Here is a 13,215-nt window from a genome sequence, read left to right on the forward strand (position 1 = left end):
GTAAATATGGCCAGTGAAACCGGAGAATCGATTCGACCTCGCGGGACGTATATCCCGTGGGATGAGTTGCCCGTAGAGCGGGAGACCGTCGCTGGGATCGGGACGGTTCTTCCAGTCGTCGTACTGTACCTACTCATCGCGGTGTTCCCGATCGCCTTCGCGTTCTGGGCATCGCTCCACAACATTCACACGCTCAACCCCCAGTGGGAGTGGGTCGGCCTCGCGAACTACGTCGAGGTCCTGAACATTTCGACGTTCTGGGGGTCGCTGTGGCGCGGGATCGTGTATATGGTCGGCAGCACCCTTCTCCAGCTCGCCGTCGGGCTCTGGATGGCGCTCGTCCTCAACCGCATCACTCGCGGCCAGAAGCTGCTCACCGCGGTGGTCTTCACGGCCTACCTGATTCCGACGATCATCGTCTCGCTGGTGGCGCTGCGGGTGTTCGACCCGCTCGGCGGCGTGTTCCAGATGATGGGTGCCGAGTGGTTCGGCCTGTGGGACAGCCAGACGGCCCCGTTGGGCTCGCGCGATTGGGCCATGCGGCTGCTGATCCTCATCGGGAGCTGGAAGTTCGCCGTCTTCGTCACCATCTTCACGCTCGCGCAGTTGCGCGCGATTCCTGACCGGTTCTACGAGGCGGCGAAGGTCTGCGGCGCGAACCGCTGGCAGATGTTCCGCGACATCACGCTGCCGCGTCTCATGGGGATCGTCCTGGTCGTCGTCTTGCTCCGGTCGATCTTCATGTTCAACAAGTTCGACATCATCTGGCAGCTCACGCAGGGCGGCCCCGGTAACGCCACGACGACGCTCCCCGTGCTGGCCTACAAGACCGTCTACACCGACCAGGCCTACGGTCTCGCCAACGCGATCTCCGTCGTCATGTTCTTGTTCCTCTTTGCAGCGGCGATCATCTACTTCAAACTCTTCAATCCCAGCGAGGAGGTGGAGACGACAACATGAGTCAGAGCGAACCACCGGGAGGCCTGCTGGGCCTCTCATACGACGGCGAGACTCGGGTCTTCGAAGCACTGAAGATCGTTAGCACCGCGATCATCGTCCTCGTCGGCGCCTGGCCGATCTACTGGATGACCCAGCTCGCGTTCACCGAGTACGAGACCGTCGAGGGAGCCGTCACCGTCTTCCCCACACCCGAGATCTTCACGGTCGGTAATTTCACGGTCCTGACGGACCCGGAGATGTACACCTATATGTTCAACACGGTCGTGGTGGCCATCGGCACCATCGTCACGGTCGTCATCGTCTCGTTGGTCGCCGGCTACGGCCTCGCACGACTGGACTTCCCACAGAAGGAGAACTTCGCGCGGATCCTCCTGCTCGGTTACCTCTTCAGCCCCATCGTCATCGGCATCCCGCTCTACCAGATCTGGCGGAGCATCGGGCTGCTCGGCACCCGTATCGGGCTCATCATCGCGCTGTCGGCGGTCTCGATGCCCTTCGCGGTGTGGCTGATGTGGAAGTACATCATGACGATCCCGGAGGCCCACGAGGAGGCGGCGTGGGTCGACGGGGCCTCGCGCTGGCGGGGCTTCCGCGACGTCGTCGTGCCGCAGTGCCGTCCGGCGATCATCGCCGCGGCCCTGTTCGCCTTCGCACTCGCCTGGAACGACTTCACGTTCGCACAGATCCTCCTGCCCCAGACCGACACCACGACGTTCGCTCCCGGGATCCTCCGGGCGATGGGGCAGGCCCAGTTCCTGCCGGACGCCTACCTGATGGCGATCTCGCTGGCCATGACGCTGCCACCGCTGCTGTTCGCCTACTTCATGCAGAGCTACCTGCTGAAGGGGTTCCAGGTCAGGGCCCTCTGAGATCGTGCACCACACTTACAACTACTACCACGAGATACACTAACATATGCCAGACATTAAGATCCGAGATCTGACGAAAGTGTACGAGGAATCGGGCAATAGAATCGTCGCCGTGGACGACATCGACCTGACCATCGAGGATGGCGAGTTCGTGACGCTCGTCGGCCCCTCGGGCTGTGGCAAGACCACGACGCTACGCTGTGTCGCGGGGCTGAACAAGCCGACCAGCGGGACGATCACGTTCGGCGACCGCGACGTGACGGACAAGCCGGTCCAGGAGCGCAACATCGCGTTGCTCTTCCAGGACATCGCGCTGTACCCGCACATGAGCGTTCAGGAGAACATGGCCTACGGCCTCAAGATCGCCGGCTTCTCTCGAGAGGAGCGCATCGCCCGCGTCCAGGAGGCCGCGGAGCTGCTCCAGATCACCGACCAGCTCGAGAAGATGCCCGCGGACCTCTCCGGCGGCCAACAACAGCGCGTCGCGCTCGGCCGGTCGCTCGTGCGCGATCCGGAGATCTTCCTGTTCGACGAGCCGATGTCGGACTTAGACGCCAAGCTCAAGGCGGAACTGCGGCCGGTCATCGAGAAGGTGACCGACGAGATCGGCTGTCCGACGCTGTACGTGACCCACGATCAGGAGGAGGCGATGACGATGTCCGACCGCGTCGCGGTCATCAACGACGGCGAACTGGCACAGGTCGCCCCGCCGAAGGAGGTGTACGACGAGCCGAACTCGCAGTTCGTCAGCCAGTTCATCGGCCAGCCGTCGACCCAGTTCTTCGACGGGAACGTCAGGGCCGTCAACGGGACCGCCGAGCTGGTCGTCAGCGGCTACGAGTACGACCTCGCCCGCGATGGGCTCGAGGGGTGGGCCGGCGACGACGTCCGCGTCGGCCTCCGGCCACAGTACATTCAGGTCAGCGACGACCCTGAGGTCGGCATCCCGGCGACGCACCTGCTGGACGAGCCCCTGGGGGACGCGACGCACAGCTTCTTCGACACGGAGTTCGGCGAGATCGTCGTCGTCACCGACCCGGACTTCGAGGGCGGCGGCGAGCAGTACGGGCTCGTCTTCCGGGACGAGTACATCCAGCTGTTCGACGCGGACTCAGGCGTTCGAATCGCGTGAGTCATTGATCGGAGAATCAGTTATTTCCGTTCCGATCCGCTCGAGCGGCCGCGCTCGTGTCCGCGTCGGCCGAGACAGCCGCATCGCGATCGGTCGGGGCCGTCGAGCGGACGACGATCGTGCCGCCGGCGCGGTCACCCAGTCGACGGCCGTCGGTCGCGAGCGCTGCGACGAGGCCGAGGACGAGCGGCGGGACGCCGAGCAGGTCGACGTACAGCAGGAGGTTTCGCACGGCGCTGGCGCGGTAGGTACACGGGCTGCCGTCGGCCATGACGACCAGCAGGTCGCGATTGACTTTCCCCGGCGTCCGGCCGTAGCGCCACTCGAAGACGAACGAGTAGGTGGCGTAAATCGGGAGGAGGACGAGCAGCGAGAGGGGGACGACGTATCCGCCGAGCGCCTCGTAGGGTTCGCTGAACACCGTCCCCAGCACGTAGATCGCCGGGAATTCGATCAGGACGTAACAGACGAACAGGTCGATCGCCGCCGCACCGCCGCGGGCGAGCACCACGTCGCGGTCGCCCGCGGTCTCCGGTACCGGTGCCGGTTGCCGTCGGGTCGGCAGGAACCCGTCCAGCTTCCAGTCGATCACGGTGCCACCGCCTCGCCGTTCATGGCGGAGTCATTCATCAGGGCGCACAAAATACCTGCCCTCTCCCCCGACTGCGGGTCGGCGTCAGCGACGCTCACTCCATCTGGACGTCCGTCCGGAGCGTCACGAGGAAGTAGAGCAACAGGAGGGCGGTGATCCCGGCGAACACCTGCGAGTCGAGCGAGAGGTAGCCGTCCACGCGGTACAGCAGAACGCTCGTGACCGCCAGCACGACGATGGAGCCGACCGTTCGCTGCCGCTCCCAGATCTTCTCCATAGTCACCGCTGCCGTGGACTTCTCCACCGCGTCCGACGCCTCGCGGATGTTTTCCAGACCGCCGCCTTCCGAGGTCCGATTCGTATCTCCGCTCATATATACCGGGTATCCCGGTCCGGACGTAAATAGCTGTGGGTGAGTATGACACGCACTCGAGAGGGGAGGGAGAGGATGCTGTCGACGTCTGACCGCCGCGTCGCGGTCGGCCGATCTCACGCGTCGCCCGATCTCGATTCTCGGGCACCGACGCGGCGACTATCGGCGTCGAACTCCGACAGCGACGCCGCATCGACCGTCGACCGACGACCCGCGCGCCGGATCAGCACGCGGAGTCCGAAATCGACCGCTCGAGTTCGATCTCGGGTTACTCGTCGAGTTCGTCGATCCGCAGCTCCTCGTCGAACTGCAGGGTGTTTTCGATCTCGGCCTCGTCGACGTCCTCGAAGGCCCAGCGGGCGATCGAGCGGCGGTGGACCTCGTCGGCCCCGTCGACGATGCGGAACGCGCGGACGTTCTCGTAGAAGTGGGCGATCGGGAGGTCCTTACCGATCCCGTTGCCGCCACAGCACTGCAGGGCGAGGTCGATCGTCTCGTTCGTGACGTTCGCGGCGAACATCTTCGACATCGCGACCTCGATGCGGGCGTCGCTGCGGTCGAGTTCGCGCGCGGCGTGGCGAACCATACAGCGAGTGGCGTGCAGGCGCGTCTCGGCGTCGGCGATGCGGTGGCGCAGCGCCTGCTTCTCCTCGAGTTTCGAGCCGAAGGCCTCGCGCTCCTGCAGGTAGGCCTTGGCGATGTCGAGCGAGCGCTCGGCCATCCCGGAGTAGCGCATGCAGTGGGTCAGTCGGCCGCCGCCGAGTCGCTTCTGGGCGATGCGGAACCCCTCTCCTTCCTCCCCGATCGTGTTCTCGACGGGGACGCGGACGTTGTCGAACTTCACTTCGGCGTGGCCGCCCTCGCGCTCGGTGATCCCGTGACCGCCCAGGTGGGGGATGTTCCGCTGGACTTCGACGCCGTCGGCGTCCCGCGGCACGAGGATGATCGAGGTCCCCTCGTAGGGGTGGGCGTCCAGATCGGTCCGGGCCATCAGCAGATAGAAGTCGGCGTCCAGCCCGTCCGAGGTCCACCACTTGTGGGCGTTGATGACCCACTCGTCGCCGTCCTTGACGGCGGTGCTCTGGAGCATCTTGGGGTCCGATCCGGCACCGACCTTGGGCTCGGTCATCGCGAACGCCGAGGAGATCTCGCCCTGCACGAGCGGGCGCAGGTACTCTTCTTTCTGCTCTTCGGTGCCGGCGAACTCGAGGGTGTGCATGTTCCCCTCCTGGGGCGCGTTGGCCCGGATCGAGATCGCGCCGATCAGCGAGCGGCCGACCTGTTCGAACGATGGCAGCATGTCGCTGAAGTCCAGCCCCTGGCCGCCGTACTCCTCGGGGACCTGCGGTGCGAACAGGTCCCGTTCCTTGGCCATCTCCCACATGTCCTCGATCTCGTCCATCGTGATCTCTTCGTCCGTGGCGAGCGCCTCTCGCTCGCGCGGGATGACGACCTCGTCCATGAAGTCTGCTACGCGGCCCGCAACCTCTTTCGCTTTCTCGGAGTCGTGGTACTCCATATCACCCATGATCGTATACAGCATTGTAAAGCTATAGGTACGCGATCACATAAATTGGCAACCGGTGGAGAAACGGTCGGCTCTTCGCCCCCGAGACGCCCGAGTCGGCGCGGTCGGTCGCTCGACGCGAGCCCCGACGACTGCGTCCGGGTCAGACTCGCTCGAGGATCGTCGCGACGCCCTGGCCGAAGCCGATACACATCGCCGAGAGCGCGGTGTCCTGACCGGTCCGCTCGAGTTCGTGGGCCAGCTTGGTCAGCAACATCGCGCCGGTCGCGCCCAGCGGGTGGCCGTGAGCGATCGCGCCGCCGTTGACGTTGACGTCCTCCCAGGACGCGCCCGTCTCCTCGAGCCAGGCCGCGACGACCGACGCGAAGGCCTCGTTCACCTCGAAGAGGTCGACGTCGCTGATCGACATGTCGGCCTTCTCGAGGACGTTCTCGGTCGCCGGGATCGGCCCCTTCAACATCGTCACGGGATCGACACCGACGACTTCGGTCTGGCGGATGCGGGCCATCGGTTCCCAGCCGTGTTCTTCGGCGGCTTCCTCGCTCGTAATGAGGAGTGCAGCGGAGCCGTCGACGATCCCCGACGAGTTGCCCGGGTGATGGAATCCGTTGCCCTCCTCGCGGAACGACAGCGGCAGTTCGGAGAGCGTCTCGACGTCAGTCCCCGGTCGGGGATGTTCGTCCTGCTCAACGACCACATCTTCCCCATCGAGCTCGGTTTCGACCGGCGTGATCTGGTCGTCGTAACGACCCTCGTCCCAGGCCTCCTTCCAGCGGCGCTGGGAGTCGGCGGCGATCTCGTCAAGTTCCGTCCGAGTCAGGTCGTACTCCTCGGCGATGCGCTCTGCGCCCTCGCCCTGGGTGGTCAGCTCGTCGAAGTGCTCGAAGTACGTGTCCGTCAGTTCGTCGCCGTCCGACCCCATCGGGACGCAAGTCATGTGCTCGACGCCGCCGGCGATCAGCACGTCGTGCTGACCCGCCATGACGTTCGCGGCGGCGAAGTTGGCCGCCTGCTGGCCCGAGCCGCACATCCGGTTGAGCTGGACCCCGGGAACGATATCGCCCCAGCCGGCGACCATCGGCGCGAGCCGGGCGATGTTCAGTCCCTGCTCGTCGACCGGCGTCACACAGCCGTAGATGACGTCCTCGATCGTCTCCGGTTCGAACCCGTTGCGTTCGCGCAGCGCCTCGAGCGGTTCGGCGGCCAGGTCTTGGGGATGCGTGTCTCTGAACGAGCCGTCGCGTTTTCCGAAGGGCGTCCGGACGGCGTCGACGATGACTGCGGAGTTCATGACGTACCCCTGAGTATTCCACGATTCGTCATAGAAGTTGTGCATAAATTCGTGTTCGTCTGTTCTGGACTCTTTCCGGACCGATTCGAGTCGCCGTCAGCAATGTTGTCTGCTACCTCGCCACAATCGTTAAGTCAGATAACGAAGTAGTCGATCGGGAGATGGATCTCGGAATCAGTGACCGGACCGCCGTGGTCACCGGCGGGGCCGGACGGATCGGAAGCGCCGACTGCCGACTGCTCGCGAACGAAGGGGCGAACGTCGTCGTCCTCGACGTCGACGCGGACGGCGCGGCTGAAACTGCCGACGAAATCAACGAGACGGCCGATAGCGGCGAGGCGATGGCGCTGGAGTGCGACCTCACCGACCGCGAGGACGTCGCCGACTCGATGGCCGAGGTCCGCGACGCCTTCGGCGGCGTGGACATCCTCGTCAACAACGCGGCGATGGTCGACGCGCGCTCGCGGATCGGCGACTACGACGACGACGTCTGGGACCGCGACGTCGAGATCAACCTGACCGGCACCTACAACATCAGCAAGGAACTATTCCCGCGGATGTGCGAGCGCGGCTGGGGCCGGATCGTCAACATGTCCTCGATGGCCGGCTGGTACGGCGGCTTCGGCCAGTTCTCCTACTCCGCGACGAAGGCCGCCATGATCGGCGTCGGCCGAACGATGGCGCTCGAGGGGGCCCAGTCCGGGGTCACCTCGAACGTCATCGCGCCAAACATCGTCGTCGGCGACTGGGCGGACATGGATCCCGACGAACTCCGGGAGAACGTCGACGAGTACTACGCCCGCATCGCCGAGGCGACACCGATGCGCCACCTCGGCACGGAGGAGGACGTCGCCAACATGGTGACCTACCTCTGTTCGGACCAGGCCTCGTACGTCACCGGGCAGGTGATCGGGGTGACCGGCGGGATCGATCTGTTCAGCTTCTAATCGCTGTCCCGCAGTGGCGCTCGGGCTCCGTCTCTCATCGCCCGGGATACGCGTCGCGCCACGGCCGCTGCCGTTCGACGGCGGCGCTGGCCGCGATGACGTCGTTGTCGCCGTGTCGCCGGCCCGCGATCTGCATTCCGACCGGGAGCCCGTCGACGAACCCGGCCGGGACCGAGGCCGCCGGATGGCCGGTGAGGTTGTACGGCTGCGTGAGCACCCAGCCGCGGTACGGTTCGATTTCGACGCCGTCGATTTCCTCGGGCTCCTCGCCGTAGGGAAACGGCGTCGTTCCCGCCGTCGCCGTCACGAGGAGGTCGTACTCCGCGAACAGGTCCGCAAACCCGTCCAGAACCCGCGTCCGAACCACGTCAGCGCGCTTGTACTCCCGCGTCGTCGGCTCGTCGGCGTCCATGATGAGGTCTACGAGATACGGCCGCAGGCGGTCGCGGTCCTCGCCTCGCGGGTCGAATCCTTCGTCCTCCAAATTATCGAGCAGCGACTGCCACCGGACGGTCGCCATGGTGTAGTAGGCGTTTAGGATCTCCTCGTTGTCGTGTCCCAGTTCGGGATCGACCGCGTCGACGGTCGCGCCGGCGCGCTCGAGCGCCGAGAGGGCGTCCTCGAGCACCTCGCGCACGGCGGGCTCGACGGGATAGGTACCCATGTCCGGACTGTAGGCGATCGTCATCCCGTCGATCGGACGGTCGACGGCGGCGCGGTACTCGCCCCCCTTCGGGACCGAGAAGGGGTCCCGCGGGTGGGATCCCGCCATCACGTCCAGCGAGAGCGCCGCGTCCTCGACGGTTCGGGCCAGTGGCCCCTTCGTGGCGAAGGGTGTGTGGCTCGCGAACGCGTTCGGCCGCGTGACGTTCGGGATCACGCCCTGCGTGGGCTTGAGTCCGTACACGCCGCAGAAGCTCGCCGGAATTCGGACCGAGCCGCCGGCGTCCGAGCCCGGCGCGAGCGGGACGAGTCGGTCGGCCAGCGCCGCGCCGGCCCCGCCGGAGGACCCCCCCGAGACGCGGTCGGGATCGAACGGCGTCCCCGTCGGCCCGGTGACGCGGTTGTCGGTCGTCGTCCCGAGTCCGAACTCCGGCGTGTTGGTCTTCCCGACGACGATCGCGCCTGCCTCCTTCAGCCGGGTGACGAACGGCGAGTCCGACTCAGCGACGCGGTCCTCGAAGAGCAGGGAGCCCGACGTCGTCCGGACGCCCGCGACGTCGTCGAGGTCTTTGATCGCGACGGGGACGCCGTGTAACGGTCCGAGCGGCTCGCCCTCGGCGATCGCGCGGTCGGCCTCTTCGGCCATCTCGCGGGCCAGGTCGTCCGTGACGGTGACGAAGGCGTTCGTGCGATCGTTCCGCTCGCGGATCCGCTCGAGGACGGACTCCACGACTTCGGTCGGCGAGCACTCGCCGTCCCGAATCGCCCTCGCGAGGCCGGCAGCGGTCATGTCTGTGGGGTGTGCGACCATATCGTATCAGCTCGTTGCGCTCGATGAACGCGACTCGTCCGGACCGTCGTGGATCGACTCGGTCTCCCCGCTGTCGAAACGCATACTGCTCGTGGTGGGTGATATCATACTGAAATAGTTCGTCGGAACGGTTACTGCTGAGGTGCCTGCTCGTCGTCCTCGGCCTCGAGTTCGTCGTCTTCGGTCTCGAGGACCACGTCGAACTGGTCCCGGAGCGTCTTCTTGTCGAACTTTCCGGTCGAGGTCTTCGGAATCTCGTCGATGAACTCGTAGACATCGGGCAGCCACCACGAGGGGAACGTCTCGCCGAGGTGGGCCTCGAGGTCGTCCGCGGTGAGGTCGGCCCCGCCCCGCGGAACCACGATCGCCATGGGTCGCTCCTGCCAGCGCTCGTGCTCGACCGCGATGACGGTCGCCTCGGTGACGGCCTCGTGGCCGATCAGTTCGTTCTCGAGTTGCACCGAGGAGATCCACTCGCCGCCGGACTTGATCACGTCCTTGTCGCGGTCGACGACGTCGACGTAGCCCAGTTCGTCGCGGGTGGCGATGTCGCCGGTCCGGAGATAGCCATCGTCGGTGAACGCCTGCTCGTTCTCCTCGGGCCGGTTGTGATAGCCGTCGGTCACCCACGGGCTCCGGACCTGCAACTCGCCCATCGTCTCCCCGTCTGCGGGGACCTCCTCGCCGTCCTCGTCGACGATCCGCGTCTTCATCCCCGGAACCGGAAGGCCAGCCTTCGCGCGGTACTCGTACTGCTCGTCTTTCGGGAGGTCGGCGGCCTCCTTGCGGAGCGTACTGAGGGTACCCAGCGGCGAGGTCTCGGTCATCCCCCAGCCCTGGATGATCGGCGCGTCGTACTCCTCGTCGTACTTCCGAATGAGCGACTCCGGCGGCGCGGAGCCCCCGACCGTCAGCCGATCGATGTTCGAGATGTCGACCTCGGGATTCTCGTCCAAGAACTCGGCCATCTCGAGCCAGATGGTCGGCACCGCCGCGGAGAACGTGACGCCTTCCTCGTCGATCAGGCGGGCGATCGCCTCGGGATCGGTGTGGACCGAGGGGAAGACCTGCTTCGCGCCGACGAACGTCGCGGCGTAGGGCGTCCCCCAGCCGTTGGCGTGGAACATCGGGACCACCGGCAGGACGACGTCGTCCTCGCCGATCCCGTTGGCGTCCGTATGGCCGCACATGATGCTGTGGAGGTACATCGCCCGGTGGGAGTAGGGGACGCCCTTCGGCAGTCCCGTGGTCCCCGAGGTGTGACACATGCCGTACTCCGCGTCCTCGTCGATGTCCGGCCACTCGTACTCCGTCGACTGGCCGGAGAGCAGCGACTCGTAGTCGGTCACCGGCTCGAGGCTCGTCTCGGGCACCTCGTCGTCGAGGACGACGTACTGCTCGACCGTCTCGAGATCGTCGGCGTTGGCCTCGACCTTCTCGATGAGTTCCGGATCGACGAAGATCACCCGGTCCTCGGCGTCGTCGATCGTGTGGACGAAGTGGTGGTCGGGCAGCCGCATGTTGCACATGTGGATCGACCGCCCCGAACACGCCGGGCCGAAGTAGAGTTCGAAGTGTCGGTAGTGGTTCGTCGCGACGACGCCGACCCGGTCGCCGTCGTCGAGCCCGAGGTCGTCGAGCGCGCCCGCGAGTTGGTTGATTCGTTCGTACGCGTCGGCGTACGTGTACCGGTGCGTGCTCCCGTCGGGCAGTTTCGTCACCAGTTCCCGGTCGGGGAACAGGTCGACCGCCCGATCGAGTATCTTGTCAAGCGTTAACTCGACTCCCATCATGGTCGTCTCCACTGATTCCGTCCAGTACCTTAGGATTTAGGGTGCGTACGCCGCCCTCTCGACCGAACGGCTCTCTAGCGGACGGCCCCCGTCTCGCGGAGGTCGGCCCGCTCGCTCTCGTCGTACCCGACCTCCGCGAGCAGTTCGTCGGTATGCTCCCCGTGGGCCGGCACCGACTCGTCGCGGTGCTCCGGGACGTTCGTCCCCGTCGCGGGGAAGCCCACCCGCGGCGGCGCGTCGTCCGGCCGCTCGATCAGCCCGCGGGCCTCGAGCTGCGGGTGTTCGACGGCTTCGGCCGGCGTACACACCGGCCCGGTCATCGTCTCGTCGCTCAGGTCCGCGAGCCAGGCGTCCCGCGACCGGCTCGCGAACAGCGCCTCGAGTTCCTCGCGGACGGCCGCCAGCTCGGCCGGGTCGTCGGTCCCGTGGGCGTCGATCAGTTCCTCGCGGTCGACCTCCTCGCAGAAGGCGGTCCAGAACTTCGGCTCGAGCGCGGCGAGAGTGACGTATCGCCCGTCGGCGGTCTCGTAGACGTCGTACCAGGGGAACTCCCCGGTGAGCGCGGTCTCGCCCGGCCGCGGGTCGTCGCCGGTCAGCGCCCCGTGGGCGATCGCCTGCGAGAAGGAGGCGACCACGTCAGTCATGGCCACGTCGACGTACTCGCCGCCGTTGCCCAGTTCGCGAGACAGGAGGCCGCCGACGATCGAGAAGGCGGCGAACAGGCCGCCGCCGAGATCGCCGATCTGGTAGCCCGGTATCTGGGGGGCCATCGCCTCGTCCTCTCGAGTCATGTCGAGCAGGCCCGCGACGCCGACGTAGTTGAGGTCGTGGCCCGCGCGCTCGGCGTACGGGCCAGTCTGTCCGTAGCCCGACAGCGAGCAGTAGACGAGGTCCTCGTTGTGTTCCGCGAGCGTCTCGTAGTCGATCTCGAGACGCTCGGCGACGCCGGGCCGGAACTGCTCGAAGACGACGTCCGCCTCCTCGACGAGTCGGTAGAAGGCGGCCCGCCCCGCCCCCGATTTCAGGTCGAGCGCGATGCTCCGCTTGCCGCGATTGACGCTGTCGAACAGCGCGCCGACGTCTCGTTCAGTCATCGGCGGCGTGTGTCGGGCGTAGTCGCCCGCCTCGGTGTCCTCTACCTTGACGACGTCGGCACCCGCGTCGGCGAGCAGTTGCGTCGCGTACGGGCCCGGTAGCAGGCGCGAGAGATCGAGTATTCGAACCGAATCGAGCTGCATGGTACCACGTCCCGGTCGCCTCTCAAAAGTGTACTGTCCCCAGTCATCCGCACACCGCGCGATCGCGTCGGGTCCTCAGTCGTCGCCCTCGAGCGCCACCAGTTCGTCGACGTCCGGAACGTCCGCCGCGGCGTCCGTGATCTGTCGCATCCGGTCGGTGTGTTTCTCGACCGCGTACTCGGCGAGCTTCCCGTCTTCTAAGCCGACACGCTCCTCGGGGTCGTCGGGCTGGAACCGCTCGTCCTCGGTGATCCCCTGTACGAGCGGGACGAGGTCCTCGACCGTCTCCCGGACGAGTTCGGGATCGACGCCCTCGGCGATGAGCTTCTTGAGCTGGTTCATCCCGAAGCCGACGTGGCGGCCCTCGTCGCTGCGGATCTTCGTGAAGCCCTGGACGAGCCCCGGCAGATGCGGGAGGTCCTCGAAGTCGCCGCCGTAGGAGGTCTGCATCCCGTAGTAGCCCGTCTGCGCGAGGATGCCCTCGACCGTGAGGTGATAGTGGCAGTACGCTTTCGCCCGATTTTCGGGGGTGTCCTCCTCGAGCAGCCGGAACTGCGCCTTCCGATTGCGGTCGAACAGCTCGATGTACGGGTCGTTGAACCACCGGTCGTGGCGGGGGTCCGATCGCTCCCAGCCCAGTTCGTCCTCGACCGTCCAAACGACTTCCCGCCAGTAGCGGTCGAAGAAGTCCGCGTGTTTCGCCTCCTCGTACAGCTGCGTCGTCAGGAACAGCTGATCGTCGATGTCGTCGAGAACCGCTCCGAGCGGTGCGAGGTCCTCGGTGACGGCGTCCTCGCCCGCCCCGAACTTCGCGATGCCGTTGAGCGTGCCGTACCACGATTCTCGGTCGTACTCGTCCGAGGCCTCGATATGGGACAGCAGGTTTTCGACGTCCCGCTCGAGGTCGATCTCGCCGGGATCCCAGTGGCGTTCGACCGCATTGCGATAGTAACGGTTCGACCTGGACTCCCGATCCATCATCTCGGTCGGCGTGTACTCAGTTCCCATACCACACGGT

At 66.1% G+C, this 13,215-nt stretch carries 12 protein-coding genes; 4 read left to right on the plus strand and 8 right to left on the minus strand.

What is annotated here, in order from left to right; translation table 11 throughout:
* Positions 1 to 6: 6 nt before the first annotated feature.
* From LDH66_RS18230 to LDH66_RS18240, 3 genes are read left to right on the plus strand one after another with little or no spacing between them, the layout of a single operon-like run.
* Positions 7 to 960 carry a carbohydrate ABC transporter permease gene (locus LDH66_RS18230; protein ID WP_226482504.1) on the plus strand — a complete coding sequence of 318 codons (954 nt, stop codon included), beginning with the start codon at positions 7 to 9 and terminating at the stop codon, positions 958 to 960.
* A complete protein-coding gene (locus tag LDH66_RS18235) occupies positions 957 to 1,829 on the plus strand; it encodes a carbohydrate ABC transporter permease (RefSeq protein ID WP_226482505.1) in 873 nt (290 codons plus the stop codon). The genes LDH66_RS18230 and LDH66_RS18235 overlap by 4 nt, the downstream gene beginning before the upstream one ends.
* A 46-nt stretch (positions 1,830 to 1,875) precedes the next feature.
* Positions 1,876 to 2,961 (plus strand): ABC transporter ATP-binding protein, encoded by a 1,086-nt coding sequence (locus LDH66_RS18240; RefSeq protein ID WP_226482506.1) that lies wholly within the window; start codon positions 1,876 to 1,878, stop codon positions 2,959 to 2,961.
* A 16-nt stretch (positions 2,962 to 2,977) separates the two neighbouring features.
* On the opposite strand, the gene LDH66_RS18245 is transcribed toward LDH66_RS18240, so the two are convergent.
* The 4 genes from LDH66_RS18245 to LDH66_RS18260 all read right to left on the minus strand — a co-directional run bounded on the left by LDH66_RS18245 (position 2,978) and on the right by LDH66_RS18260 (position 6,745).
* On the minus strand, positions 2,978 to 3,553 hold the full coding sequence (locus LDH66_RS18245; RefSeq protein ID WP_226482507.1) for an RDD family protein: 576 nt from the start codon (positions 3,551 to 3,553) through the stop codon (positions 2,978 to 2,980).
* Positions 3,554 to 3,647: 94 nt separating this feature from the next.
* Positions 3,648 to 3,926 (minus strand): hypothetical protein, encoded by a 279-nt coding sequence (locus LDH66_RS18250; protein ID WP_226482508.1) that lies wholly within the window; start codon positions 3,924 to 3,926, stop codon positions 3,648 to 3,650.
* 268 nt (positions 3,927 to 4,194) lie between these two features.
* Positions 4,195 to 5,445: an acyl-CoA dehydrogenase family protein gene (locus tag LDH66_RS18255; RefSeq protein ID WP_226482631.1), complete on the minus strand. Its 1,251-nt coding sequence runs from the start codon at positions 5,443 to 5,445 to the stop codon at positions 4,195 to 4,197.
* Positions 5,446 to 5,596: 151 nt separating this feature from the next.
* Positions 5,597 to 6,745: a thiolase family protein gene (locus LDH66_RS18260; RefSeq protein WP_226482509.1), complete on the minus strand. Its 1,149-nt coding sequence runs from the start codon at positions 6,743 to 6,745 to the stop codon at positions 5,597 to 5,599.
* Positions 6,746 to 6,906: 161 nt separating this feature from the next.
* Here LDH66_RS18260 and LDH66_RS18265 point away from each other — a divergent pair, with 161 nt between their 5' ends.
* Positions 6,907 to 7,692, plus strand: coding sequence for an SDR family NAD(P)-dependent oxidoreductase (locus tag LDH66_RS18265; RefSeq protein ID WP_226482510.1), 786 nt, complete (start codon positions 6,907 to 6,909; stop codon positions 7,690 to 7,692).
* A gap of 34 nt (positions 7,693 to 7,726) precedes the next feature.
* Here LDH66_RS18265 and LDH66_RS18270 read toward each other — a convergent pair whose 3' ends face one another.
* From LDH66_RS18270 to LDH66_RS18285, 4 genes are all read right to left on the minus strand, one after another.
* Positions 7,727 to 9,166 (minus strand): amidase, encoded by a 1,440-nt coding sequence (locus LDH66_RS18270; protein ID WP_226482511.1) that lies wholly within the window; start codon positions 9,164 to 9,166, stop codon positions 7,727 to 7,729.
* Positions 9,167 to 9,297: 131 nt separating this feature from the next.
* Complete coding sequence (locus LDH66_RS18275; RefSeq protein WP_226482512.1) at positions 9,298 to 10,956, minus strand: long-chain fatty acid--CoA ligase; 1,659 nt, start codon at positions 10,954 to 10,956, stop codon at positions 9,298 to 9,300.
* Between the two features lie 77 nt (positions 10,957 to 11,033).
* Positions 11,034 to 12,197, minus strand: a complete 1,164-nt coding sequence (locus tag LDH66_RS18280; protein WP_226482513.1) for a CaiB/BaiF CoA transferase family protein — start codon at positions 12,195 to 12,197, stop codon at positions 11,034 to 11,036.
* A 75-nt stretch (positions 12,198 to 12,272) separates the two neighbouring features.
* Entirely contained in the window at positions 12,273 to 13,205 is a 933-nt protein-coding gene (locus tag LDH66_RS18285) for a ferritin family protein (protein WP_226482514.1), read from the minus strand.
* Positions 13,206 to 13,215 lie beyond the last annotated feature (10 nt).

It is taken from the genome of Natrinema amylolyticum, assembly GCF_020515625.1.
GTDB classification, from domain to species: domain Archaea; phylum Halobacteriota; class Halobacteria; order Halobacteriales; family Natrialbaceae; genus Natrinema; species Natrinema amylolyticum.

Excerpts from the sequence above, each read along its gene's own strand:
- LDH66_RS18230 (WP_226482504.1), top strand. The coding sequence starts at position 7 with ATGGCCAGTGAAACCGGAGAATCGATTCGACCTCGCGGGACGTATATC.
- LDH66_RS18235 (WP_226482505.1), top strand. The coding sequence starts at position 957 with ATGAGTCAGAGCGAACCACCGGGAGGCCTGCTGGGCCTCTCATACGAC.
- LDH66_RS18240 (WP_226482506.1), top strand. The coding sequence starts at position 1,876 with ATGCCAGACATTAAGATCCGAGATCTGACGAAAGTGTACGAGGAATCG.
- LDH66_RS18250 (WP_226482508.1), bottom strand. The coding sequence starts at position 3,926 with ATGAGCGGAGATACGAATCGGACCTCGGAAGGCGGCGGTCTGGAAAAC.
- LDH66_RS18255 (WP_226482631.1), bottom strand. The coding sequence starts at position 5,445 with ATGGAGTACCACGACTCCGAGAAAGCGAAAGAGGTTGCGGGCCGCGTA.
- LDH66_RS18260 (WP_226482509.1), bottom strand. The coding sequence starts at position 6,745 with ATGAACTCCGCAGTCATCGTCGACGCCGTCCGGACGCCCTTCGGAAAA.
- LDH66_RS18265 (WP_226482510.1), top strand. The coding sequence starts at position 6,907 with ATGGATCTCGGAATCAGTGACCGGACCGCCGTGGTCACCGGCGGGGCC.
- LDH66_RS18270 (WP_226482511.1), bottom strand. The coding sequence starts at position 9,166 with ATGGTCGCACACCCCACAGACATGACCGCTGCCGGCCTCGCGAGGGCG.
- LDH66_RS18275 (WP_226482512.1), bottom strand. The coding sequence starts at position 10,956 with ATGGGAGTCGAGTTAACGCTTGACAAGATACTCGATCGGGCGGTCGAC.
- LDH66_RS18280 (WP_226482513.1), bottom strand. The coding sequence starts at position 12,197 with ATGCAGCTCGATTCGGTTCGAATACTCGATCTCTCGCGCCTGCTACCG.
- LDH66_RS18285 (WP_226482514.1), bottom strand. The coding sequence starts at position 13,205 with ATGGGAACTGAGTACACGCCGACCGAGATGATGGATCGGGAGTCCAGG.